The organism is Pseudomonas asplenii (genome assembly GCF_001293465.1).
GTDB lineage: Bacteria > Pseudomonadota > Gammaproteobacteria > Pseudomonadales > Pseudomonadaceae > Aquipseudomonas > Aquipseudomonas fuscovaginae_B.
This window is the reverse complement of sequence record NZ_JSYZ01000011.1, coordinates 156,417-178,161: the sequence shown is the minus strand read 5'-3', so window position 1 is coordinate 178,161 and position 21,745 is coordinate 156,417. Positions and strand designations below refer to the sequence as shown.

Genomic DNA, 21,745 nt, shown 5'->3' with positions numbered 1-21,745 from the left:
TGCTGACGGACAGGAGGACAGGACGATGCTGGAAATCGGCTTGAATCTGATGGCGGTGGTTTCGCTGTACCTGGGAGTCGGCTACTGCTTGCGGGATCAATCGGAAAAGAGTCTGGATGACGCCAGCCTGATGCTGTTCTCCGACGATCCGGAGGTGGCGCAGCGGGTTGAACAGGCGACGGGCAAGGTGGTGCCGAAGGCAATGGTCGAGGAGCCGCCAACCAGGGAGTGGACGCCAATGGATATGTAGGGTGGCAGGTTAACGAACCGTGACACGCCTGCGGTAATCCCCAGGCGTGATCCCCAGCACCTTGCGAAACGCGCTGCCCAGGTGGGACTGGTGGGCAAAACCGCAATCCAGGGCAATCTCCGCCAGCGGCCTGTCAGCGCTCTCGATCATCCGCCGGGCCGCCTGCACCCGAACCTCCAGCAGATAGGCATGGGGCGTCATGCCAACGGCCCGGGTGAAGTCCCGCAGAAAGCGCAGTTGCGACTGCCCTTGCCCCGCCGCCAACTGGGCCAGGCTCAAGGGTTGGGCGAAATCCTCGGCAAAACGGCGCAGTACCCCCGCAAAGTCCCGCGGTCGAGGATTGCCGGCCGGCATCGAATCGCACAAGCCGACAAACTCCAGTGCCGTCGCCTCCAGCCGCAGCGGATCACCGTCCGGCTCCAGCAACAGGCGGCGCAGTTGCCGCCCCAGAGCCAAGCCTCGTGCGTGCCCGGTACTCTCCAGCCGGCGTTGTATCCGCGGCCGTTCATCCTCGAGTTGCCAGCGCACCAGCAGATACTCGCCACCTTCGGCGGACTCGGAAAACACCTCGACACCCGGCGGCGTCAGGGCCAGGGTGCCGGGAGGGGTGTCGAAGTCCACGCGTCGGTCGGAATCGATCGCGTGCACACCCCACTGATGCTCCAGGGCAATGCCCAGGGTCTGCCACTGCACCGGATCCCGACCGCTATAGGCGGAACGCGGCAACAGTTGCAGACACAGGCGGCCCTCCAACAGCGAACGGGCTGGCAGGGGAAACACGCCGGGGCGTTGTCCGGGCATCTGAAATTTCCTGATAGATCATGATCGACGCCAGCGCGCAGACTGCCGCGGCAACCCCTTATCGACAGGAGCACCACATGCGCACCATCGGCCTTATCGGCGGCATGAGCTGGGAGTCCAGCGCCGAGTACTACCGGATCATCAACCAGCAGGTCCGCTCGCGACTCGGCCCGCTGCGCTCAGCGCCGCTGCTAATGTACAGCGTCGACTTCGGGCCTGTCGAACAGGCCCAGCACGCCGGGCGCTGGGACGATGCCGGGCTGATCCTGCAGGATGCGGCGCGTCGCTTGCAGGCCGGCGGTGCCGAGTGCGTGGTGCTGTGTACCAACACCATGCACCGGCTGGCGCAGCAGATCGAGGAAGCCGTGGACATCCCCTTCCTGCATATCGCCACGCCGACCGGGCAAGCGGCTCTCGCCGCTGGCGTCCGAAAAGTCGGCCTGCTCGGGACCGCCTTCACCATGGAACAGGATTTCCTCAAGCAGCGGCTGGCGGCCCAGGGGCTGCAGGTGCTGGTTCCCGAGGCGGTGCAGCGCCAGGCGGTCCATCGGATCATTTATGACGAGCTGTGTGTCGGGGTCATCAAGGAGGATTCCCGGCAGGTCTACCAACAGGTGATAGAGGGGCTGGCCGCTCGCGGTGCCGAGGCGATCGTTCTCGGCTGCACGGAAATCGGTCTGCTGATCAAGCCCGCGGACAGTCGCCTGCCACTGCTCGATACCACCGAATTGCACGCGCTGGCGGCGGTCGATTTCGCGCTGGGCTCCTGACCGCGGCCCAATCCCTTGCAGGAGCCGGCTTGCTGGCGATAGCGACCTCTCGGTAACGCCTCGGCTTGCTGATACACCGCTATCGTCAACAAGCCGGCCCCTTCCCTCCCCAACCGTTCAGCCACGGTTCAGCTAGCGGCGGCAAAAGCTGTTTAGTAATGAGTATCATTATGTTACAAATTACTATCCACTTTAAGTAACGGACGTGCTTGCCGAATGCTGGTTCCCTTTCTGATCATGTTGCGCGAAGGCATCGAAGCCGCGCTCATCGTTGGCATCATTGCCAGTTACCTCAAGCAGACCGGCCGTGGCCAATGGATGCCCGCCGTCTGGATCGGGGTGTTTCTCGCTGCGGCCCTGGCCCTGCTGGTCGGTGGTGGCCTGGAACTGGTGAGCGCCGAATTCCCGCAAAAGCAGCAGGAACTGTTCGAAGGCATCGTCGGCCTGGTGGCCGTCGGCATCCTCAGCTCGATGGTGTTCTGGATGCGCAAGGTCTCGCGCTCCATCAAGCACGCCCTGCACGTTTCCCTCGACCAGGCCCTGGCGGGTTCGAAACATCAGGTCTGGGCACTGATCGCCATGGTGTTCTTCGCCGTGGCCCGCGAAGGCCTGGAAACCGTGTTCTTCCTGCTGGCAGTGTTTCAGCAGAGCGAAGGCCCGGGCGCACCGATCGGCGCCCTGCTCGGCCTGCTCCTGGCGATCCTCGTCGGCTTCGCCATCTATACCGGCAGCATGCGCTTGAACCTGGGTCTGTTCTTCCGCTGGACCGGCCTGTTCATCCTGGTGGTCGCGGCCGGCATCCTGGCCAACTCGGTGCAGGCACTGCATGAGGCCGGCCTGTGGAATCACCTGCAGGACGTGGTCTTCGACATCAGTGCCACGCTGCCGATGGACGGCCCGGCCGGCTCGGTGCTGGCCGGCATGTTCGGCTACCAGGACGCACCGACCGTCAGCGTATTGAGCGCCTACCTGCTGTACCTGGTGATCGCCCTGGTGATGTTCTTCATCCCGGCCTCACCGCCGGCCGCCAAGCAAACTTCTTCCGTTCCCAACCCGTAAGGTTACCCATGTCCAACCCTGCAACTGGCAAACCTCCCCAGGCCTTGCGCTGGGCGGTAGCCGGCTCGGTGATCGTGATGATCGCGGCCGGTGGACTGTTCTACTACGCCTCGCAGTTGGCCGCGAGCAAGCGTCAGAGCCATCACAACGAAATCACGGTCAATATCCTCGCTCACAGCTGCGACCCGAACGCGCTGAGCGTACCGGCCGGATTGAACAGCTTCCGCATCGTCAACAAGTCCGACCGTGCGGTGGAATGGGAAATCCTCGATGGCGTGCTGGTGGTCGAAGAGCGCGAGAACATCGCCCCGGGCCTGAGCCAGGTAATCAACGCCAACCTCGCTCCCGGCGACTACGCGATCACCTGCGGCCTGCTGAGCAACCCGCGTGGCACCCTGCACGTCACCCCGACCGCCGCTTCGGAAGCCGCCGCCAAGGCGCGCCCCTCGATGACCGCGTTCATCGGCCCGCTGTCGGAGTTCCGCGTCTACCTCAGCACCCAGGGCAGCGCCCTGATCAAGGCCGTCGACGCCCTGCAGCAGGCAATCAACGCCGGCGACCTGGCCCAGGCCCAGGCACTCTATGTGCCGGCCCGTGCCGCCTACCAGCGCCTGGCGCCCGCCGCCCAGCGTTTCGCCGAACTGGACAACGGCATCAACGCCCGCGCCGACTACTACGAAAAACGTGAGCAGGACCCAGGCTTCGCTGGGTTCCACCGGATCGAGTACGGCCTGTTCCAGCAGCGCAGCGTCGACGGTCTGAAGCCGGTGGCCGAGCGGCTGCAGGCCGATGTGACCACCCTCAGGCAACAACTGCTGGCCCAGTCGCTGCCACCGGAGCAACTGGTCAGCATCGTCGCCCGCAGCATGCGCAGCATTGCCGATACCCGTGGCGGCAGCGGCGAGGAAGAACGCTACAGCCATGTCGACCTGAACGGTTTCGCCGCCAACCTGCAGGCCACGCGCAAGGTCATCGAGCTGCTGCGGCCGCTGCTGGTGAAATCGGCACCCGATCTCCTGCCCAGGCTCGACAGCGCGGCCGTGGCCCTCGACGCCGAATTCAACGGCCTGCGCAGCGGCGACAGCTATGCCACTTACGACACCGTCGGCGCCGAAAAACGCAAGCAGATTGCCGACAAGGCCAAGGCTCTGGCCGATGCACTCGATGGAATCGATCCCGCCCTTGGCCTCTCCGGCCTTTAATCAGCAGACGAGCCGTACATGAGCGATTCACCACAGCGCAACAAAGAATTTTCCGCTGACCGCCGGCGTGTCCTGCTGGGCATGGGCGTGGCCGGCGCGGCCATCGCCGGCAGTGCCCTGAGCTGCCCGGCCATGGCGGCGGCGCAAGCCCAGGCCCAGGTCACCCAGGCGCCGAGCAGCGACAAGACCCAGGACCGCCACGATTTCCACGGCAAGCACCAGACCGGCATCGTCACCCCGCGCCCGGCCGCCGGCATGATCGTCGCCTTCGACGTCCTGGCCAGTGACCGCAAGGACCTGGAACGGCTGTTCCGCACCCTCAACGAACGCATCGCTTTCCTGATGAATGGCGGCGCGGTGAAACAGGTCGATCCGAAGCTGCCGCCCCTGGACTCCGGCATCCTCGGCCCGGTCGTCACGCCAGACAACCTGACCATCACCGTGTCGGTCGGCCACTCGCTGTTCGACGAGCGGTTCGGCCTGGAGTCGGTCAAGCCCAAGCGCCTGATCCAGATGGTCGGCTTCCCCAACGATGCGCTGCAACCGGACCTGTGCCACGGTGACCTGAGCATCCAGTTCTGCTCCAACACCCCGGACACCAACATTCACGCCCTGCGCGACATCGTCAAGAACACGCCGGACCTGCTGCTGGTGCGCTGGAAACAGGAAGGCACCGTACCGCCACAGGCCCCGACCAAGCCTGGCGAGCCGGCCCAGAGCGCACGCAACTTCCTCGGTTTCCGTGACGGCTCGGCCAACCCTGACTCCAACGACGCAAGCGCCATGGACCGGATCGTCTGGGTCCAGCCGGGCAGCGACGAACCGGCCTGGGCCGCCAACGGCAGCTACCAGGCGGTGCGGATCATCCGCAACCTGGTCGAGCGCTGGGACCGTACCCCGCTGCAGGAGCAGGAAAGCATCATCGGCCGGGTCAAGAGCACCGGCGCGCCCATGGGCGGCCAGAAGGAAACCCAGGTGCCGGACTACACCAGGGACCCTGAAGGCAAGCTGACCAAGCTCGATGCCCATATCCGCCTGGCCAACCCGCGTACCGCCGAGACCCAGCGCAACCTGATCCTGCGCCGGCCGTTCAACTACTCCAACGGGGTCAGCAAGAACGGCCAGCTGGAGATGGGCCTGCTGTTCATCTGCTACCAATCGGACCTGGAACAGGGCTTCATCACCGTCCAGACCCGGCTCAACGGCGAGCCCCTGGAGGAATACCTCAAGCCTATCGGTGGCGGTTATTTCTTCACCTTGCCGGGCGTCACCGGCGACCAGGACTTCATCGGTCGCTCGCTGCTTTCTGCAACACAACAAAAAACCACGGCTTGACCCTTAACTCACCCGGGAAGTTCTCATGAAGAAGTCGCCTCTTGCTTTGTTGTTGGCCGTCGGCCTGCTGCACACTCCGCTCTCGGCCTTCGCGGCCACCGCACCGCTGGACCTGGTCGGCCCGGTTTCGGACTACAAGATCTACGTCACCGAGCAACTGGACGAACTGGCCAGCAAGACCCAGCAGTTCACCGATGCCGTGAAGAAAGGCGACCTGGCGACCGCCAGGAAGCTCTACGCGCCGACCCGCGTTCACTACGAGTCGATCGAGCCGATCGCCGAGCTGTTCAGTGACCTGGACGCAGCCATCGACTCGCGTGTCGACGATCACGAAAAAGGCGTCAAGGCCGAAGACTTCACCGGCTTCCACCGCCTGGAATACAGCCTGTTCTCCGAAAACTCGACCCAGGGCCTGGGCGAACTGGCCGACGGCCTGGACAAGAACGTCAAGGAACTGCAATCGCGTGTGGCCAGCCTGACCTTCCCGCCCGAGAAAGTCGTCGGTGGCGCTGCCGCCCTGCTCGAAGAAGTGGCCGCCACCAAGATCTCCGGCGAGGAAGACCGTTACAGCCACACCGACCTGTATGACTTCCAGGGCAACATCGACGGCGCGAAGAAAATCGTCGACCTGTTCCGCCCACAGATCGAGAAGCAGGACAAGGCTTTCGCCGCCAAGGTCGACAAGAACTTTGCCACCGTGGACAAGATCCTGGCCAAGTACAAGACCAAGGACGGTGGTTTCGAGACCTATGACAAGGTCAAGGACAATGACCGCAAGGCCCTGGTCGGCCCGGTCAACACCCTGGCTGAAGACCTGTCGACCCTGCGCGGCAAGCTGGGCCTGAACTGAGACCCTGCCCTCCCGGGCGCCTGCGCGTGCCCGGGAGGGATTCTTCGCGACGCCGCAATGAATTCGGCGCCCACAACGGATCAGAGTATCCGATAGAGCAATCGCTCGATCTTCACCCGGCTCACCCGCCGCAGGAACTTGCCCACTGCCTCCGGGTAGTCGACCAACGTCTCCAGCTCACGGAAGCTGCCGATACGCCGGGTGTTCTCCAGGATCAATTGCAGCTCCCGTGCCCGCACTTCCAGCAACTCGCTGCGCGGATCGTCGATCAGCAAGGCGTTTTCCAGGTCCAGGCGGAACGCCCGTGGGTTGAGGTTGTTGCCGGTCAGCAGGGTGTAGCGCTGGTCGACCCACATGCCCTTCAGATGGTAGGTATTGTCACCATCACGCCACAGGTGCAGGTTGAGCAAGCCCTTGTCGATCGCCGCCTGATGGCGCTTGGCGAAACGCCGCAGGCTGATTTCGTACAGGTACGGCAACGCCGCGATCACCTTGAACGGCTGGCTCGGCGGAATATAGAAGTCGTTGGCGGTCTTGTCGCCGACGATGATGTCGATCTTCACCCCGCGTTCCAGCGCCCGGTTGATTTCCCGGGTCACCGCCAACGGCAGGTTGAAATACGGCGTGCAGATGGTCAGTTGCAACTGGCTGGCGGCGATCAGCTCGCAGATCACCCGGCTCAGCGGATTGTTCTTGCCCAGCCCCAGCAACGGGCTGACCGACAGGCTGAAGCTCGGCTCACCGCCGGCGCGGGTGTCGTACTGGGCGCTTTTCAAGCGGCTGCGCAGGTCGCCGATGCCACCGCGCAGGCTACGGGTGCTCGGCAGGCTCGGCAGATCCAGGCGGCAGACCGCATGGGAAGCCAGCAACTCCTTGCGCACAAGCCCCTGCATCGAATCGGCCAACGCCTGGTTGTGCAGCAGGTGGTAGCGGTCGAAACGGTACTTGTCGAACTTGTGCAGGTAGACGTTGTTCAGGCTCGCGCCACTATAGATGACGCAGTCGTCGATGATGAAGCCCTTGAGGTGCAGCACGCCGAACAGTTCGCGGGTCTGCACCGGCACCCCATAGATCGGCACTTCGGTTTCATGGGCGCGGGTCTGTGCCTGGTACCAGGCGGCATTGCCCGGCTGCTTCGCGGCACCGATCAGCCCGCGTTGCGCGCGCAGCCAGTCGACCACCACGGCGATCTCCAGCTCCGGACGCGCCGCCTTGGCCGCATGCAGGGCATCGAGGATCTCCTGCCCGGCCTCGTCTTCCTGCAGGTACAACGCCACCAGGGTGATGCGCTGCCGTGCCGCGGCAATCCTCTCCAGCAGACAACGCCGGAACTCGGCAGCCGAGGGCAGGATGGTGAGGGAGTCGGCGGTCAGCGGGAAGCTGCGCAGTTTGGGTAACAGGGCGCGTTTGAAAAGCGACGGCATAGGGCTCGGGTCGAATTCGGAGAAGACGTGAGCTTACACCATGCATTGTCCCGGATGCTCGTGTTCAAGCAGGGCATTGCTGCCAACGCCGGGATGCAACGTCCATCGCGGCGATAGATAAAAACAAATTGGAATGCCCCCTTGTAACAGGCTACAAGTCTACCCAGATAATGGCTCTCTGATATCAATCCTGCGTTTACGCTAAGGAAACCTGAAATGCCCCGCTCTCTGACAATCGCCAAACGCCTTGGATTGGGGTTTGGGCTGGTGCTTTCGCTGCTGATCCTGGTAACCCTGATCGGGGTCAATCGTGTTGGCCTGATCGACTCGACGCTGACCGATGTCAGCGACGACAGCGCGGTCAAGCAACGTTACGCGATCAACTTCCGCGGCAGCGTGCATGACCGTGCCATCGCCATCCGCGATGCCGTGCTGGTGCGTGACGATGCCGGCCTGCAGACCCATCTGAACAACATCGAGAAACTGAACGCCGATTACCAGGCCTCGGCACAACCGATGGACGCGATCTTCGCCAGGATGGGCGCCTCGGATGCCGAGCGCCGCCTGCTGGACGACATCAAGAGCACCGAACGGAGCACCCTGGCCCTCACCTCCCGCCTGATCGAGCTGCGCCGACAGGGCGACATGGACAAGGCCCAGGCCTTCCTGCTGAGCGATATTTCGCCGGCCTACAAGGAATGGCTCAAGCGTATCAACGCCCTGATCGACTGGGAGGAGGCCTCGATCGGCAAGCAACTGGCCGAAGTGCGCACCACCGCCAGCCACTTCGCCACGCTGATGCTGCTGGTCACCACCGTCGCCATCCTGCTCAGCGTGCTGGTCTCGGCACTGATCATCCGCAACCTCAAGTCGACCCTCGGCGCCGAGCCGGAAGCCGTCGCCGACGCGATCCGGCAACTGGCCAACGGGCAACTCGACGGCGTGATCGACACCCGCCACCCCAACAGCGTCATGGGCGCACTGAAGACCAGCAACCGCCACCTGGCCGAAACCATCACCCAGGTGCGCGCCGTGGCCCACGACCTGATGGGCTCGTCCTCGCAACTGCTGGCCAGTTCCGAGAGCAACAACGAGCAGATGCGCGTGCAGACCGGGGAAACCGAACGCATGGCCACCGCGGTCAACCAGATGGCGGCCACGGTGCACGAAATCGCCGCCTACGCGCAGAACGCCGCACAGGCCAGCAACGCTGCCGACCAGGCGGTGGAAAGCGGCAAGCAGGTGGTGCAGACCACCGCCAGCGACATGCAGCGCCTGGCCGAAGTGCTCGATAACGCCGCCGAGTCCGTCGGGCGGGTGTCCCATGACAGCCAGGCCATCGAAAACGTGGTCGAGGTGATCAATTCGATTGCCGAGCGTACCAACCTGCTGGCCCTGAACGCGGCCATCGAGGCCGCCCGCGCCGGCGAAGCCGGACGGGGTTTCGCCGTGGTGGCGGACGAGGTGCGCTCCCTGGCGAACCGCACCCAGGATTCGACCCGGGAGATCCGCGAGATGGTCGGGCAGCTGCAGGCCGGCGCCAGCGACACCGCCGAAATCATGCGCAACAGCCGGGAACTGGCCCAGCGTACCGTCGAGCAGACCCGCGTCGCCGAGGATGCGCTGGTCCGTATCCGCCAGGAAGTCGGTGCAATCAACGACATGAACGCGCAGATCGCCAGTGCCTCGACCCAGCAAGGGGTCGCGACCCAGGAAGTGAGCCAGAACATCAGCCGCATCCACAATGCCGCCGTGGAGACCTCGGTCGGCTCCAACCAGGTCGCCCTGTCCAGCCGCGAGCTGTCGGCGCTGGCCGACAACCTGACACGCAAGGTCAGTTTCTTCAGGGTCTGACCTCCCGCGCTGCCACAGTCTGATGTCCCCGTCATACTGTGGCAGCAGGCTTGCCCGACACAGTCCCACCACCCGGCCCGGGCCCCTGGGCAGCGCCACGGCTCCGGCCGCCGGCAAATATTCCTGCAAGGGGGATTGACCATTGAGAACGATCGTTCCACCATCGTGCCCATGAACGAGAACATACCCAACCCTACTCGCGAGACCCTTCTGGAAACGGCCGAAAAGCTGATCTACCAGGGCGGCATCCATGCCACCGGGATCGACCTGCTGGTCAGGACCTCCGGCGTGGCACGCAAGAGCATCTACAGGCACTTCGGCACCAAGGATGACCTCACTATCGAGGCCTTGCGCCGGCGCGATATCCGCTGGATGCAGTGGTACCGCGATGAAGTCGACAAGGCCCCCACCAGCGGCGAACGCCTGCTCAACCTGTTCAGCGTGCTGGGTAGCTGGTTCGCCTCGGAAGGCTTTCGTGGCTGTGCCTTCATCAACACCGCCGGCGAAACCGGCGACCCGCAGGACCCGGTGCGCCTGCTGGCCAAGGAACACAAGCAGAAACTGCTCGACTACCTCGTCGAGCTCTGTGAAGCCCATGGCATCGACGATCCGTTGGTGGTTGCCCGGCAATTGCTGATCCTGATCGACGGCGCCATTACCGTGGCACTGGTCATGGGTGACCACAGTGCAGCCGAAAATGCGCAATGCATGGCACGCCAGTTATTGGCGCTCTGACAGCGGCTTGAGCGCCAACCACAGCCTCTGCACGAATGGCGTTTGTCCGGCCCCGCCGGCTCTCGCCTGGATAAAACCCTGCAACAGTCTGGAACACGGGCACGGGTTGCGCTCCTACGGCAACGGGAACCGGGAGCCCGATGGAGCACCGCATAAAATAATTTTCCGAGGTATCGAATAAAACCTGGCGCCCAGGCGTTCTCATCGTTGCCCATTCTCTGGAGCACTACCATGAGCCTTCGCAAAAGCACCTTGATCGTTTCCGCGCTGGTTGCCCTGTCGAGCAACCTGGCACTGGCCTCCGGCGACGAGCCGGCGCCACCCAAGCCCAAATGCACCAGCCAGCAGGTCTGGAATCCGAAAACCAACAAATGCGAACCCCTGGTGAGCAGCCGCGCCAGCGATGACGCGCGCGCCGACTACGCCTACAGCCTGGCCAAGGACCAGCAGTACCAGGAAGCGCTGAACGTCCTCGATACCCTGAAGAATCCCGATACCGCCAAGGCCCTGAACTATCGCGGCTATGCCACCCGCAAGCTGGGACGCACCGACGAAGGCATCGGCTATTACCTGCAGGCGGTCAAGCTCGATCCGAACTACGCTCAGGTCCGCGAGTACCTGGGTGAAGCCTATGTGATCAAGGGTCGCCTGGATCTCGCCCGGGAGCAGTTGCAGGCCATCAAGTCACTCTGTGGCACCCAGTGCGAAGAGTATGAAGACCTGGCCGACGCCATCGCCCATCCAACCCAGGCCTGAACACCGAAAAACGCGGAGGCTGCCATCGCCAGCGACAAGGAAATACGAGCCGAACTGGGCCAGCACCTGACACGCCTGTGGCGTTACGCCCTGCTGTTGTCCCGGCAACGACACCTCGCCGACGACCTGGTGCAGGCCACCTGCGTCCGGGCGCTGGAGCGTGGTGAACAGTTCGTGGCCGGCACCCGCATGGATCGCTGGCTGTTCAGCATCCTGCATTCGATCTGGCTCAACGAGATCCGCTCCCAGCGCGTGCGCCGGGGTCAGGGCCAGGTCGATGCCGACGAGGTGCTGGCCTTCGATGGCGAGCAGGTGGCGCAGACCCACGTGCTCGCCGCGCAGGTCATCAGGCGCGTCGACGCCTTGCCCGAGGCTCAGCGCGAGACCGTGTTCCTGGCCTATGTCGAAGGCCTGTCGTACAAGGAAGTAGCCCATATTCTCGAGGTGCCGATCGGCACGGTCATGAGCCGGCTCGCCGCCGCGCGCATCAAGCTGGCGCAGAACCCGCCCCTGCGTGCCGTACCCACCTCAACCCGTGGAGAACGGCGATGACTGACCAGTTTTCTCAACAGATGCCTTCCGATGAGCGGCTGGTGGCCTTTCTCGACGACCAGCTGGATGCCGAAGAGCGTGCCCGGGTGGCGGTTGCCATTGCCGAGAACCCGGCGGTCGCCGAGCGCGTCGAATGGCTGGGCCGCAGCAACCTGCCCTTCCGGGAAGCCTACGATGAACTGCTGGAGCAGGCACCGCATAGTCGTCTTGCCGAGATGCTCGAAACGCTGCCATCGAAACCGGCCAGGCGATCGATGAGCCGACGCGGATTCCTGGCGGTCGCCGCCAGTTTCATGGTCGCCGGGATCGCCGCCGATCGACTGTTCCAGGCCTGGCACGCACCGAAGGATCAGACTGAAGTCAGCTGGCGCAGCGTGGTCGCCGACTACATGACGCTCTATACCGCGCAGACCCTGGATGGTCTGCCGGACGACGAAGGTTCCCAGCGCGCGCAGTTGCGCACCCTCGACAAGGGCCTCGGGCTGGTACTGGAACCACCCCAGGTGCTGTTGCCGGGGGCGCAGCTCAAGCGAGCCCAGATGCTCGAGTACGAAAGCGAGCCGATTGCGCAACTGGCCTACCTGGACCCGCGGCACGGGCCGTTGGCCCTGTGCATCACCCGGGCGAAGAAAGGTGTGCGAGCGCCGACCGAGGAGGTCCGTCGTGGCATGAACGTGGTGTTCTGGGTTGGCCAGACCCACGCCTACATGCTCATTGGGCGCAATCCGGCGAGCGAACTGCACGCCATGGCGGAGCTGCTTCGCCAACGCTTCGCCGTCTAGGGTCTGGATGAAAAACCTTGATACTCGGTGATGCTGCGTTGAAAACAGCCGACAGCGTACCCGCCATGGCGTCACCCGCCTACAGCAGCAAGCCATTGCAGCAGACACCCCCGGCTGTGCCATGCTTGTATGCTCGACCGTCAACTGAACCCGGCAGACAAGGACACGCCCATGCCAAACTCCACTGCCCTGCCCCTGGACGACCCACGCTGCGCCTTGATCGTCATCGACGTGCAGAACGATTTCATACCCGGCGGCAACCTGGCCGTTGCCGGTGGCGACGAGATCGTGCCGCTGATCAGCCGGTTGGCCCGGCGCTTTCGCAACGTGATCATCGCCCAGGACTGGCACCCTGCCGGCCACGCCTCGTTCGCCAGCAGCCATCCGGGGCACCAGCCGTTCGATACCGTGCAACTGCCCTACGGGCCCCAGGTGCTCTGGCCCGATCACTGCCTGCAAGGCAGCCACGGTGCCGAGCTGCATGCCGACCTGCACCTGCCCCATGCGCGGCTGGTGATCCGCAAGGGCTGCAACCCGCAGATCGACAGCTACTCGGCATTCGTCGAGGCCGACCGGCGGACACCCACCGGGCTGGCGGGCTACCTCAGGGAATGCGGGATCGATACGCTGTACCTGGTCGGCCTGGCGCTGGACTATTGCGTTGCCTGGTCGGCGCTGGATGCGCGGGCGGCGGGCTTCACCACCTTCCTGGTCCCGGACGCCTGCCGCGCCATCGACCTGGACGGCTCGCTGAAGCGGGCGATGGGCGAAATGGAGGCCGCGGGCGTGCAGTTCGTGGAGTCCCGGTCCCTCATGCCGCTCTAGGGGCGTCTTGAGGGCCTCTCGCGGATAAATGCTGCTCCCACGGGTTTCCGGCGTTCACAGAAGGGGGGGGTCACCACGATCCGCTGGGGAAGCAGGATTTATCCGCGAAAGGGCCCGCAGGCCCAGCCCATGATTGTGGGGTGTCAGGCCGAGCCCTGTCCCCCCGCGGCCCCCGCCTGCTGCACCACTGCATACACACTCAGCTCACTGAGAACGACCTCGGACAGATCCGCCTGCGGCAACGCCAGCAAGGCCTGGTGAGCCCCATGCTTCAGCCGGGCGAACAGCAACCGCTTGTCTTCTCCCTTGAAGCGGACGATAAAATCCTGCAAGGCCTCGATACTGGTGCCATCCAGATCCGGTGACTCCTCCAGGCTCAGAATCACCGCCCGCACCTGCGGCCCCTGTTCATGGGCCAAACGCTGCACACTGCGCAGAATCCGCTCGGCATTGGCGAAAAACAGCGCTTCGCCAGGCCGCAGGATCAACACACCCGGCACCTGCCGTGCCTGGGGATGCAACTGGCAATCGACAAAGTCATGCCCGTCGGCCAGATGCCCGAGCACCTGCACCGCCGCCGAGGACATCTGCCGCAGCATCAGCATCAGGCTGATCGCCACGGCCGCCAGCAGCCCATCCAGCACCCCCAGCAACAGCACGGCAGCCACCGCGCAAATCGCCAGGAAACGATCGCGGCGCCAGACAAAATAGCGTTGCAGCGGCTCCAGGCTGACGGCCCGGGCCAGCGCATGAATGACGATCGCCGCCAGTACCGGCTCCGGCGTCAGCGCAATCAGTGGCAGCGCGGTCGCCACGATCGCCAGCACCACCAACGCAGCGACCACCCCGGCACAACGCGATGTCGCACCAGCCGCTTCATTGGCCGAGGTGGCCGAATACCCCGCGCCAGCCGGCATGCCATGAAACAGCCCGGACAAAAGGTTGGCCCCTCCGAGCACCAGCAGGTCGCGATTGGAACTGACCCGGTCGCCGTACTTGAGGGCAAAGGCGCTGATAGAGCCATAGGATTCGGCATACAGGATCATCACCAGCGCAAAGCCCAGTTCCACCAGTTTCAACCAGTCGGAGAAACCCAGGCGCGGCAGTGACGGCACTGCCAACTGCAGGTCGATGACCCCGATCAGGCTGATCCCCAGGCTCGGCAGGTCCAGCCATCTGCCTGCCACGATACCCAGCATCACCACCAGCAATCCACCCGGCACACGGCGCAGGCGCCCGAAGATCGTCAACAGCACCAGCGCCACGGCGGCCACTGCCGCGCCCGCCCAGTTCCAATGCGGCAATTGCCCGAGCAGTTCCGGGATGAAGCGGATCAGGTCGCTGTGTGGCGGATGCACATCGACGATGTTCGCCACCTGCCTGAGGATGATGGTCACCGCCAGGCCGAAGGCGAAGCCGCGCAGCACCGGCTTGGCGATGAACGAGGTCACGCTGCCCAGCTTGAACAGCCCGGCGAGCAGGAACATCAGGCCGGTGATCATCACCAGGCCGATGGCCATGGTCAGGCGCAGGGCCATGTCCGTACCGGCCACGGACAGCGTCGCCGCGGCCAGCACCGCGGCGGACGACGAGGTGGCCGAAACGATCGCGAAGCGACTGGTGCCGAACAGGCCGTAGCAGAACAACCCGGCGAACAGCGCGATCACCCCGGCCTGGGGTGGCAGGTTGGCAATGCTCGAATAAGCCACCGCCTCAGGCAGCAGCAGACCGGCGATAGACAGCCCGGCGATCAGGTCGGGCCCCAGGCGGCGTGGTTGAACAGGGGTGGCAGCGGCAGGCGGCAGGGAAGGTTCACGCATCGACGAGGCCGGCCCATCCCGCCCGGGAACAGCGCTCCTGGCGGCCGCCCCGTTCTGGGATGGCCTCCTCATGGGTCCATTGCGGGCGGATACCAGCCATCGAGCGTCTCCTGACAAACCATTGGTGTTGCCAAGCTTAACGCCGAATCACCTGGCGGACACCACCCCACGCGCGACCCGGTGGTACAGGACGCTCAACGCCCGGCTGCCAGCCTCCAGACACGGGCGATATCCCGTGCCCGCGCCGACAGCAGCGCCGGCGCCTCGGCACAGGCCTGTTCCAGGCTCATCGGCCCGGAAGCCAGGGCGAAGGCGGCGTCGACCCCGTGCTGGTACATCTGCTCATAACCCTCGCCCAGGGTGCCGGCCAGCACGATGACCGGCACACCTTGCTGGCGAGCGATCCGGGCCACGCCAAAAGGCGTCTTGCCGCGCAGGGTCTGGGCGTCGAAGCGGCCCTCGCCGGTGATCACCAGGTCGGCGCCCTGCACCGCCTGCTCCAGTCCCACCAGTTCGGCGACCACCTCCACCCCCGGGCGGAACCGCGCCGCGAAGAACGCCTTGGCGGCAAACCCCAGCCCACCCGCGGCGCCACTGCCCGGCTCGTCACGCACATCCCGTGGCAACACTGCGGCGCACTGATCGGCAAAATGCCCAAGCGCCGCGTCCAGCTCGTGTACCTGCGTCGGCGACGCGCCCTTCTGCGGGCCGAAGATCGCCGAGGCGCCCTGTTCCCCACACAAGGGGTTGTTCACGTCGGCGGCGATTTCGAAACGTACCGATGCCAGGCGTGGATCGAGGCCGCCGAGGTCGATCCGTCGCAGCCCCGCCAGAGCCAGGCCACCACGGGGCAACTCGCGGCCCTGGTCATCGAACAGGCCCAGGCCGAGGGCCTGCAAGGCGCCGGCACCGGCATCGTTGGTGGCACTGCCACCGATGGCGAGGATGATCCGCTGCGCTGCGGCGTCGAGGGCCGCGCCGATCAGTTGGCCGGTGCCGAAGGTGCTGGTGACGCAGGCATCACGCTGTCCGGGCGGCACCAGTTGCAGGCCGCTGGCCTCGGCCATCTCGATGATCGCGGTGCGACTTTGCGGCAACCAGCCCCAGTGGGCCCGCACCGGGGTACCCAGCGGCCCCTGGACGGTTTCGCTCCGCAGTTCGCCATTGCAGGCGGCAAGCACCGACTCCACCGTGCCCTCGCCGCCATCGGCCATGGGGTACCGGAGCAGTTGCGCCTGCGGCAGGACCTCGGCCAGCCCCTCGGCGATGGCCCTGGCGACACCGTCGGCGCTCAGGCTGTCCTTGAAGGAGTCGGGGGCGATGATGATTTTCATGGGGCTTCTCCGGTTCTTGTAGCGTCCATGCTGCCAGCAGAAACGGCGCATGACGCCGGTCTGCTGCACAAGCATTGCGGGGCTTTATTGTTCATTCACACAAACCCGAGGCGTGCCGGCCAGGCTTGCGGAACCATTCGCGGCGGTTCGGCGCCCCGACAAGTCGGATCGCCGCACCGCCGGCTCCTACCAGGGCAGCACAGGACGTCAGGTCTGGGGCAACAGTTGCACCCCCAGGTACAACGCCAGCATGCCATCGAGCCGCAACGGATCGACGCCGCTGAGTTCGGCGATCCGCTCCATGCGGTAACGCAGGCTGTTGCGATGGATACCCAGTGCCTCGGCACAGGCCTGGCTTTGGCCGTCATGCTCGCACCAACTGCGCAAGGTCAAGAGCAACTGACCGTTGCCGTCCTTGGCCAGCACCCTGCGCAGCGGCTTGAGCAGTTCCTCCAGGGCATCGTCGTTGCGATAGCGCCAGAGCATTGCCGGCAGGCGATAACGATCGAGCAGCAGCACGCGTGTATTCGGCAGCACTTCGCGACCATAGCCCAGCAGATCGCTGACCCGCCGATAACAGCGGCGCAACCCCGCCAGGCCATCGGCCTGGCCGCCCACCGCCACTCGCAATACCTTCCAGCCCAGGCCGTCGAGTTTTTCCAGCAGGCGCGGTTCATCCAGCGACAGTGTCGCCGGGCGACACCAGAGCAACGACGCTTCGCTGGCACTGAAGCACCAACTGTCCGGGTAACGCGACCGCAGCCAGGCGATCAGCGCCTCGGTGGCCTGCCCCGGTTCCAGTTCGAACAGGCAGGGAATTCGCGACAATTGTGGCTTGAGCCCCATCTGCCGGGCCTCGTCGAGCAGGCGTGGCGAGTCACCATCATCGCCGAGCAGCAACGCCAGCAGGTCATCGCAGCGCTGGCGCCGCCACTGCTGTTCAGCCTGCTGATGACGTTGCGCCACCAGCATCTCGGCCGTCATCCGCACCAGCTCGGCATAGGTGCGCAACTGGTCCGGATCACCGGTGATACCCAACACACCGATCAGGCGCTGATCGTGCAGCAATGGCAGGTTGATGCCCGGTTGTACCCCCTTGAGGCACTTGGCCGCCTGCACGTCGATTTCCACCACCCTGCCGTTGGCCAGCACCAGTTGCGCGCCTTCGTGGCGGGTATTGATGCGTTCCTGTTCGCCGCTGCCGAGGATCAGGCCCTGGCTGTCCATGACGTTCACGTTGTAAGGCAGGATCGCCATCGTGCGGTCGACGATATCCTGCGCGAGGTCGTGGTCCAGTTCGAACATGAGAGAAGGAGTCCTTGCAATGAATTGTTCAGCGGCACAGGTCATGCTGGCAAACCCTGTGCGCCGGCACAAAGACAGCAGCATCGGGGTGGCCGAGACTCACAGGGCGAGCAACGTTACCCTTGCATCGCGAAAAATCATAATAAAGAGAGACCGACATGTCACAGAGCGCCGCGTTGCCCCAGGCCACCGCTGACTTGAAAAACGCCGTATACAAGCGCATCACCCTGCGCCTGATCCCCTTCATTTTCATCTGCTATCTGTTCAACTACCTCGACCGGGTCAACGTTGGATTCGCCAAGTTGCAGATGCTCGACGCCCTCAAGTTCAGTGAGACGGTCTACGGCCTCGGGGCCGGGATCTTCTTCATTGGCTACGTGCTGTGCGGCGTACCGAGCAACCTCGCACTGACCCGCTTCGGCCCGCGGCGCTGGATCGCGCTGATGATGATCACCTGGGGGACGCTGTCGACCTGCCTGCTGTTCGTCACCACCCCGACCCAGTTCTACACCCTGCGCCTGTTCACCGGCGCGGCGGAAGCCGGCTTCTTCCCTGGCGTGGTGCTGTACCTCTCGCAGTGGTTCCCGAGTTTCCGACGCGGCCGCATCATGGCCCTGTTCATGTCGGCGATTCCGGTCTCGGGCCTGCTTGGCAGCCCCTTCTCCGGCTGGATTCTCAACCACTTCGCCGCCGGCCAGGGTGGCCTCTCCGGCTGGCAGTGGATGTTCCTGCTGCAAGGCATCCCCACCGTCCTGCTCGGCGTGGCCGCCTTCTTCCTGCTGGCCGACAGGTTCGCCAACGCCAAGTGGCTGACCGCCGAGGAACGCGCGGTGCTGGAAGCCGACCAGGCCGAGGACGCGGCGAACAAGCCGCGCACCGTCAGCGATTCCCTCGGCGAAGTGTTCAGGAACCCGGCGATCTGGGCGTTCGGGCTGATCTATTTCTGCATCCAGAGTGGCGTCTATGCCATCAACTTCTGGCTGCCCTCGATCATCAAGAACCTCGGTTTCAGCGACAACCTGGTGATCGGCTGGCTCAGCGCGATTCCCTACCTGCTGGCCGCGGTGTTCATGCTGTTCGTCGGGCGCTCCGCCGACCTGCGCCAGGAGCGGCGCTGGCATCTGGTGGTACCGATGCTGATGGGCGCCGTGGGCCTGCTGATCGCGGTGAACTTCGCCAGCTCGCCGGCCATTGCCATTCTTGGCCTGAGCATCGCCACCATGGGTGCCCTCACCGGCCTGCCGATGTTCTGGCCGTTGCCCACTGCCCTGCTCAGTGCCGGCGCGGCCGCCGGCGGCCTGGCGCTGATCAACTCGATGGGCCAGATGGCCGGTTTTCTCAGCCCCTACCTGGTGGGCTGGATCAAGGATGCCAGCGGGTCCACCGATGCCGCACTGTACGTGCTGGCCGCGGTGATCGTCGCCGGTGCCGTGCTGGCCCTGCGCGTGACCCGCGGCCTGCGGGCGCAGTAACCGGTTCCCATGAAAAAGGCCTGATACCGGCAGCGCCGGCTATCAGGCCTTCGTTCCCCCCAAGGGAAGCCCGCTACGCGAGGGTCTTCGTCGCGCTTTCCTGCTGTGCCGAGTGCTGCGCCTTCTTGTGCTCCTTGTGTTTTTTCCGGTGTTTCTGGGTGGCCGCTGCCAGTTGAGTACCGGCCTTGGTTACACTGATGCCCTGCGTCGTCGGTGCCGGCCGGGCCTGGGCCATGGCTGCCGGAATCATCGCGCCCTGCGCCACGATCACCGACAGCGCCAGTGCGACGAAATGTCTGGGTTTGAACATTGTTCCTCTCCCTGTAGAACCAAGATTGAATGCGACCTGGGCAGCACTTGCTCCGCAGCAAGTCGTAACAAAATATTTCTCGATTTCACCGTGACTGGATACCTGTCAGAAATGACAGTTCCGACGAACGGTAGCCGTGCTCGACCCGTATCGGCAGGAAACGCGGCGAACCACCCGATCCGCTCGTTCACGACTGCCGGGGGAAATTGGGGATTGCTCCAGGCCGGGCTTCTGATATCTGATGGAGCACTTTCCTTCCGTGTAAAAGGACCTCCAGCATGAGCTATCGCCTCCTCGGTCATTCCGGACTCAAGGTTTCCACCCTGACCCTGGGCAGCATGATGTTCGGTGAGCAGACCGATACCGAGACTTCGCTGCGCATCATCGACAAGGCCTGGGACCAGGGCGTCAACTTCATCGATACCGCGGATGTCTACAACGCCGGGCGCTCGGAGGAAATCGTCGGTGAAGGCGTGGCGCGCCATCGCCACGACTGGATCATCGCCTCCAAGGTCGGCTTCGGCCCGGCGGATGGCACCCCGAACCGCCGAGGCCTGAGCCGCAAGCATATCTTCAATGCCATCGAGGCCAGCCTCACCCGCCTGGGCACCGATTACCTGGATATCTACTACCTGCACCGCGAGGACCACGATACGCCGCTGGAGGTCACCGTAGCGGCCATCGGCGACCTGCTGCGCCAGGGCAAGATCCGCTACTGGGGCCTGTCGAACTATCGTGGCTGGCGAATCGCCGAGGTGATTCGCGTGGCCGAGCGGCTCGGTGTCGACCGGCCGGTGATCAGCCAGCCGCTGTACAACATCGTCAACCGCCAGGCCGAAGTCGAGCAGATCACCGCCGCCGCGGCCTATGGCCTTGGCGTGGTGCCCTACAGCCCGCTGGCCCGCGGAGTACTCAGCGGCAAGTACGCCCCGGACGTGGTACCGGACGCCAGCAGCCGTGCCGGACGCCAGGACCGGCGTATCCTCGAGACCGAATGGCGGCCGGAGTCCCTGCGTATCGCCCAGCAGATCCAGCAATACACCCAGGGCCGCGGCGTCGGCATCGTCGAGTTCGCCATTGCCTGGGTGTTGAACAACGCCGCGGTCAGCTCGGCGATCGTCGGTCCGCGCACCGAGCAACAGTGGGACAGCTACACCCGGGCGCTGGACGTGAAAATCAATGCCGAGGACGAAGCCTTCATCGATTCGCTGGTCACCCCGGGGCATGCCTCGACGCCCGGTTTCAACGATGTCGGCCACTTCGTTTCCGGGCGCAAGCCGCTCGAAAAGTGATGGTCAGCGCGGCGAGGCGCGCATGCGCCCTCGCCCGTCGCGTTGCCACGCTGGATAAATGCCGCTGAACGCGCCATCCTGCGCGCCTTTTCTCCAGCGCGGCGAATGGCTGCCGCGCCCGACCCTGCAAGGATCCTCCCATGCAAGACCAGCCACTGAACGACGCCGACTTCGAGTTCATCGAAGACACGCTGCTCAAATACGGCGACGACCACTCCGTCCTCAATCCTTCCGAGCTCGACGGCTACCTCACCGCACTGGTGTCCGGCCCGCTGCCAGTCGATATCTCGGTGTGGTTCCCGGCGATCTGGGGCGACCAGAATCCGAACTGGGAAACGCCGCAGGAGTGCAAGCGCTTCATCGACCTGAGCGTACGCCACATGAACGCCCGGGCAACCCGACTGGCCAGCGATGCCCAGGCTTTCAGGGCCCGCTTCGAGGAAACCGAGCATCAGGGCCAACCACTGGTCCTGGCCGAGGAATGGTGCTTCGGCTATCTGCGCGGCGTCGGTGTCAGCCAATGGCCGGCGTTGCCGGCGGCGCAAGCCCAGTGGCTGGACGCGATCACCCTGTGCGCCGAGCAGGACAACTTCGAACTGCCGGCCGACCTCGACGTGGTCCTGCATCGCCAGCGCGTGGCGGCCATCGAGCCGGCGGCGCGTGGGTTGCATGATTTCTGGGCTCAGCAGCGCTAGGGTCTGTGTGGCTAATTCGCATCCCCAACTCTAAAGGTAATGTCTTTGCGCTCGCCCGGGCGACGCTCGAAAAACTTAGTAGAACCCCCGGGCATCAACTGACCAAATATTATCTTTCGCAATAAGCCAATAATGGATTGGCGATAAATAACCCAAACTTTTTATCGCCAATCACAATATAAATAAACTCTCATTTTAAACTTCGCTATTAATCAGCCCTGATACAAAATTAACTGGCATTTTGCCCGTATTGTTCATTGCATATTCGTTCGCGCCTGCTTAACTGCAAACGCTGCCAACCCGGCAGCCCCCACAGTTACCA

The 21,745-nt window shown here is 64.3% G+C and carries 21 protein-coding genes; 15 read left to right on the top strand and 6 right to left on the bottom strand.

Features of this window, described 5'->3' with window-relative positions; genetic code table 11:
• The first annotated feature begins 25 nt into the window (after window positions 1-25).
• The gene (locus PF66_RS16475) at window positions 26-250 is read left to right on the top strand and encodes a hypothetical protein (protein ID WP_054063280.1); all 225 of its coding nucleotides are present in this window, start codon (window positions 26-28) and stop codon (window positions 248-250) included.
• A 9-nt stretch (window positions 251-259) separates the two neighbouring features.
• On the opposite strand, the gene PF66_RS16470 is transcribed toward PF66_RS16475, so the two are convergent.
• The gene (locus PF66_RS16470) at window positions 260-1,051 is read right to left on the bottom strand and encodes a helix-turn-helix domain-containing protein (protein ID WP_054063279.1); all 792 of its coding nucleotides are present in this window, start codon (window positions 1,049-1,051) and stop codon (window positions 260-262) included.
• Window positions 1,052-1,128: 77 nt separating this feature from the next.
• On the opposite strand from PF66_RS16470, the gene PF66_RS16465 reads away from it, so the two are divergent.
• The 5 genes from PF66_RS16465 (at window position 1,129) to efeO (PF66_RS16445) (ending at window position 6,267) form a co-directional block, all read left to right on the top strand.
• Window positions 1,129-1,821, top strand: a complete 693-nt coding sequence (locus PF66_RS16465; RefSeq protein ID WP_054059529.1) for an aspartate/glutamate racemase family protein — start codon at window positions 1,129-1,131, stop codon at window positions 1,819-1,821.
• A gap of 216 nt (window positions 1,822-2,037) precedes the next feature.
• Window positions 2,038-2,880 carry an iron uptake transporter permease EfeU gene (efeU, locus tag PF66_RS16460; RefSeq protein ID WP_054059530.1) on the top strand — a complete coding sequence of 281 codons (843 nt, stop codon included), beginning with the start codon at window positions 2,038-2,040 and terminating at the stop codon, window positions 2,878-2,880.
• Between the two features lie 8 nt (window positions 2,881-2,888).
• Complete coding sequence (gene efeO, locus PF66_RS16455; RefSeq protein WP_054063278.1) at window positions 2,889-4,082, top strand: iron uptake system protein EfeO; 1,194 nt, start codon at window positions 2,889-2,891, stop codon at window positions 4,080-4,082.
• 18 nt (window positions 4,083-4,100) lie between these two features.
• Complete coding sequence (gene efeB, locus PF66_RS16450) at window positions 4,101-5,417, top strand: iron uptake transporter deferrochelatase/peroxidase subunit (protein ID WP_054059532.1); 1,317 nt, start codon at window positions 4,101-4,103, stop codon at window positions 5,415-5,417.
• Between the two features lie 25 nt (window positions 5,418-5,442).
• Window positions 5,443-6,267, top strand: coding sequence for an iron uptake system protein EfeO (efeO, locus tag PF66_RS16445; RefSeq protein WP_054059533.1), 825 nt, complete (start codon window positions 5,443-5,445; stop codon window positions 6,265-6,267).
• A gap of 80 nt (window positions 6,268-6,347) precedes the next feature.
• Here efeO (PF66_RS16445) and pssA read toward each other — a convergent pair whose 3' ends face one another.
• A complete protein-coding gene (pssA, locus tag PF66_RS16440) occupies window positions 6,348-7,691 on the bottom strand; it encodes a CDP-diacylglycerol--serine O-phosphatidyltransferase (RefSeq protein WP_054059534.1) in 1,344 nt (447 codons plus the stop codon).
• A gap of 216 nt (window positions 7,692-7,907) precedes the next feature.
• On the opposite strand from pssA, the gene PF66_RS16435 reads away from it, so the two are divergent.
• The 6 genes from PF66_RS16435 to pncA all read left to right on the top strand — a co-directional run bounded on the left by PF66_RS16435 (window position 7,908) and on the right by pncA (window position 13,195).
• Window positions 7,908-9,545, top strand: a complete 1,638-nt coding sequence (locus tag PF66_RS16435; protein ID WP_054059535.1) for a methyl-accepting chemotaxis protein — start codon at window positions 7,908-7,910, stop codon at window positions 9,543-9,545.
• Window positions 9,546-9,716: 171 nt separating this feature from the next.
• The gene (locus PF66_RS16430) at window positions 9,717-10,280 is read left to right on the top strand and encodes a TetR/AcrR family transcriptional regulator (RefSeq protein ID WP_054063331.1); all 564 of its coding nucleotides are present in this window, start codon (window positions 9,717-9,719) and stop codon (window positions 10,278-10,280) included.
• Window positions 10,281-10,511: 231 nt separating this feature from the next.
• Window positions 10,512-11,036 carry a tetratricopeptide repeat protein gene (locus PF66_RS16425; protein WP_054059536.1) on the top strand — a complete coding sequence of 175 codons (525 nt, stop codon included), beginning with the start codon at window positions 10,512-10,514 and terminating at the stop codon, window positions 11,034-11,036.
• Window positions 11,037-11,090: 54 nt separating this feature from the next.
• Window positions 11,091-11,588: an RNA polymerase sigma factor gene (locus PF66_RS16420; protein ID WP_054063277.1), complete on the top strand. Its 498-nt coding sequence runs from the start codon at window positions 11,091-11,093 to the stop codon at window positions 11,586-11,588.
• Window positions 11,585-12,370: an anti-sigma factor family protein gene (locus PF66_RS16415; RefSeq protein WP_054059538.1), complete on the top strand. Its 786-nt coding sequence runs from the start codon at window positions 11,585-11,587 to the stop codon at window positions 12,368-12,370. Before PF66_RS16420 ends, PF66_RS16415 begins: the two co-directional genes overlap by 4 nt.
• Before the next feature lie 171 nt (window positions 12,371-12,541).
• Entirely contained in the window at window positions 12,542-13,195 is a 654-nt protein-coding gene (pncA, locus tag PF66_RS16410) for a bifunctional nicotinamidase/pyrazinamidase (RefSeq protein WP_054059539.1), read from the top strand.
• Between the two features lie 143 nt (window positions 13,196-13,338).
• Here pncA and PF66_RS16405 read toward each other — a convergent pair whose 3' ends face one another.
• The 3 genes from PF66_RS16405 to PF66_RS16395 form a co-directional block, all read right to left on the bottom strand.
• Window positions 13,339-15,015 (bottom strand): SulP family inorganic anion transporter, encoded by a 1,677-nt coding sequence (locus tag PF66_RS16405; protein ID WP_054063276.1) that lies wholly within the window; start codon window positions 15,013-15,015, stop codon window positions 13,339-13,341.
• 194 nt (window positions 15,016-15,209) lie between these two features.
• Window positions 15,210-16,349, bottom strand: coding sequence for a glycerate kinase (locus PF66_RS16400; RefSeq protein WP_054063330.1), 1,140 nt, complete (start codon window positions 16,347-16,349; stop codon window positions 15,210-15,212).
• 207 nt (window positions 16,350-16,556) lie between these two features.
• Entirely contained in the window at window positions 16,557-17,654 is a 1,098-nt protein-coding gene (locus PF66_RS16395; RefSeq protein WP_054063275.1) for a sugar diacid recognition domain-containing protein, read from the bottom strand.
• Between the two features lie 158 nt (window positions 17,655-17,812).
• Between PF66_RS16395 and PF66_RS16390 the strand changes: the two genes are divergently transcribed.
• Complete coding sequence (locus tag PF66_RS16390) at window positions 17,813-19,126, top strand: MFS transporter (protein WP_054063274.1); 1,314 nt, start codon at window positions 17,813-17,815, stop codon at window positions 19,124-19,126.
• A 73-nt stretch (window positions 19,127-19,199) separates the two neighbouring features.
• Here PF66_RS16390 and PF66_RS16385 read toward each other — a convergent pair whose 3' ends face one another.
• Entirely contained in the window at window positions 19,200-19,436 is a 237-nt protein-coding gene (locus PF66_RS16385) for a hypothetical protein (RefSeq protein ID WP_054060001.1), read from the bottom strand.
• Between the two features lie 278 nt (window positions 19,437-19,714).
• Here PF66_RS16385 and PF66_RS16380 point away from each other — a divergent pair, with 278 nt between their 5' ends.
• Both PF66_RS16380 and PF66_RS16375 read left to right on the top strand, forming a co-directional pair.
• Window positions 19,715-20,728: an aldo/keto reductase gene (locus PF66_RS16380; protein WP_054060002.1), complete on the top strand. Its 1,014-nt coding sequence runs from the start codon at window positions 19,715-19,717 to the stop codon at window positions 20,726-20,728.
• A gap of 140 nt (window positions 20,729-20,868) precedes the next feature.
• Complete coding sequence (locus tag PF66_RS16375) at window positions 20,869-21,423, top strand: UPF0149 family protein (RefSeq protein ID WP_054063273.1); 555 nt, start codon at window positions 20,869-20,871, stop codon at window positions 21,421-21,423.
• Window positions 21,424-21,745: the final 322 nt, after the last annotated feature.

What these genes read in the sequence shown, in the direction of transcription:
- PF66_RS16465 (WP_054059529.1), top strand. Translation starts at nt 1,129, where the DNA reads ATGCGCACCATCGGCCTTATCGGCGGCATGAGCTGGGAGTCCAGCGCC.
- pncA (WP_054059539.1), top strand. Translation starts at nt 12,542, where the DNA reads ATGCCAAACTCCACTGCCCTGCCCCTGGACGACCCACGCTGCGCCTTG.
- PF66_RS16390 (WP_054063274.1), top strand. Translation starts at nt 17,813, where the DNA reads ATGTCACAGAGCGCCGCGTTGCCCCAGGCCACCGCTGACTTGAAAAAC.
- pssA (WP_054059534.1), bottom strand. Translation starts at nt 7,691, where the DNA reads ATGCCGTCGCTTTTCAAACGCGCCCTGTTACCCAAACTGCGCAGCTTC.
- PF66_RS16380 (WP_054060002.1), top strand. Translation starts at nt 19,715, where the DNA reads ATGAGCTATCGCCTCCTCGGTCATTCCGGACTCAAGGTTTCCACCCTG.
- PF66_RS16425 (WP_054059536.1), top strand. Translation starts at nt 10,512, where the DNA reads ATGAGCCTTCGCAAAAGCACCTTGATCGTTTCCGCGCTGGTTGCCCTG.
- PF66_RS16400 (WP_054063330.1), bottom strand. Translation starts at nt 16,349, where the DNA reads ATGAAAATCATCATCGCCCCCGACTCCTTCAAGGACAGCCTGAGCGCC.
- PF66_RS16415 (WP_054059538.1), top strand. Translation starts at nt 11,585, where the DNA reads ATGACTGACCAGTTTTCTCAACAGATGCCTTCCGATGAGCGGCTGGTG.
- efeB (WP_054059532.1), top strand. Translation starts at nt 4,101, where the DNA reads ATGAGCGATTCACCACAGCGCAACAAAGAATTTTCCGCTGACCGCCGG.
- PF66_RS16435 (WP_054059535.1), top strand. Translation starts at nt 7,908, where the DNA reads ATGCCCCGCTCTCTGACAATCGCCAAACGCCTTGGATTGGGGTTTGGG.
- efeU (WP_054059530.1), top strand. Translation starts at nt 2,038, where the DNA reads ATGCTGGTTCCCTTTCTGATCATGTTGCGCGAAGGCATCGAAGCCGCG.
- PF66_RS16405 (WP_054063276.1), bottom strand. Translation starts at nt 15,015, where the DNA reads ATGCGTGAACCTTCCCTGCCGCCTGCCGCTGCCACCCCTGTTCAACCA.
- efeO (WP_054059533.1), top strand. Translation starts at nt 5,443, where the DNA reads ATGAAGAAGTCGCCTCTTGCTTTGTTGTTGGCCGTCGGCCTGCTGCAC.
- PF66_RS16375 (WP_054063273.1), top strand. Translation starts at nt 20,869, where the DNA reads ATGCAAGACCAGCCACTGAACGACGCCGACTTCGAGTTCATCGAAGAC.
- PF66_RS16470 (WP_054063279.1), bottom strand. Translation starts at nt 1,051, where the DNA reads ATGCCCGGACAACGCCCCGGCGTGTTTCCCCTGCCAGCCCGTTCGCTG.
- PF66_RS16475 (WP_054063280.1), top strand. Translation starts at nt 26, where the DNA reads ATGCTGGAAATCGGCTTGAATCTGATGGCGGTGGTTTCGCTGTACCTG.
- PF66_RS16395 (WP_054063275.1), bottom strand. Translation starts at nt 17,654, where the DNA reads ATGTTCGAACTGGACCACGACCTCGCGCAGGATATCGTCGACCGCACG.
- PF66_RS16385 (WP_054060001.1), bottom strand. Translation starts at nt 19,436, where the DNA reads ATGTTCAAACCCAGACATTTCGTCGCACTGGCGCTGTCGGTGATCGTG.
- efeO (WP_054063278.1), top strand. Translation starts at nt 2,889, where the DNA reads ATGTCCAACCCTGCAACTGGCAAACCTCCCCAGGCCTTGCGCTGGGCG.
- PF66_RS16430 (WP_054063331.1), top strand. Translation starts at nt 9,717, where the DNA reads ATGAACGAGAACATACCCAACCCTACTCGCGAGACCCTTCTGGAAACG.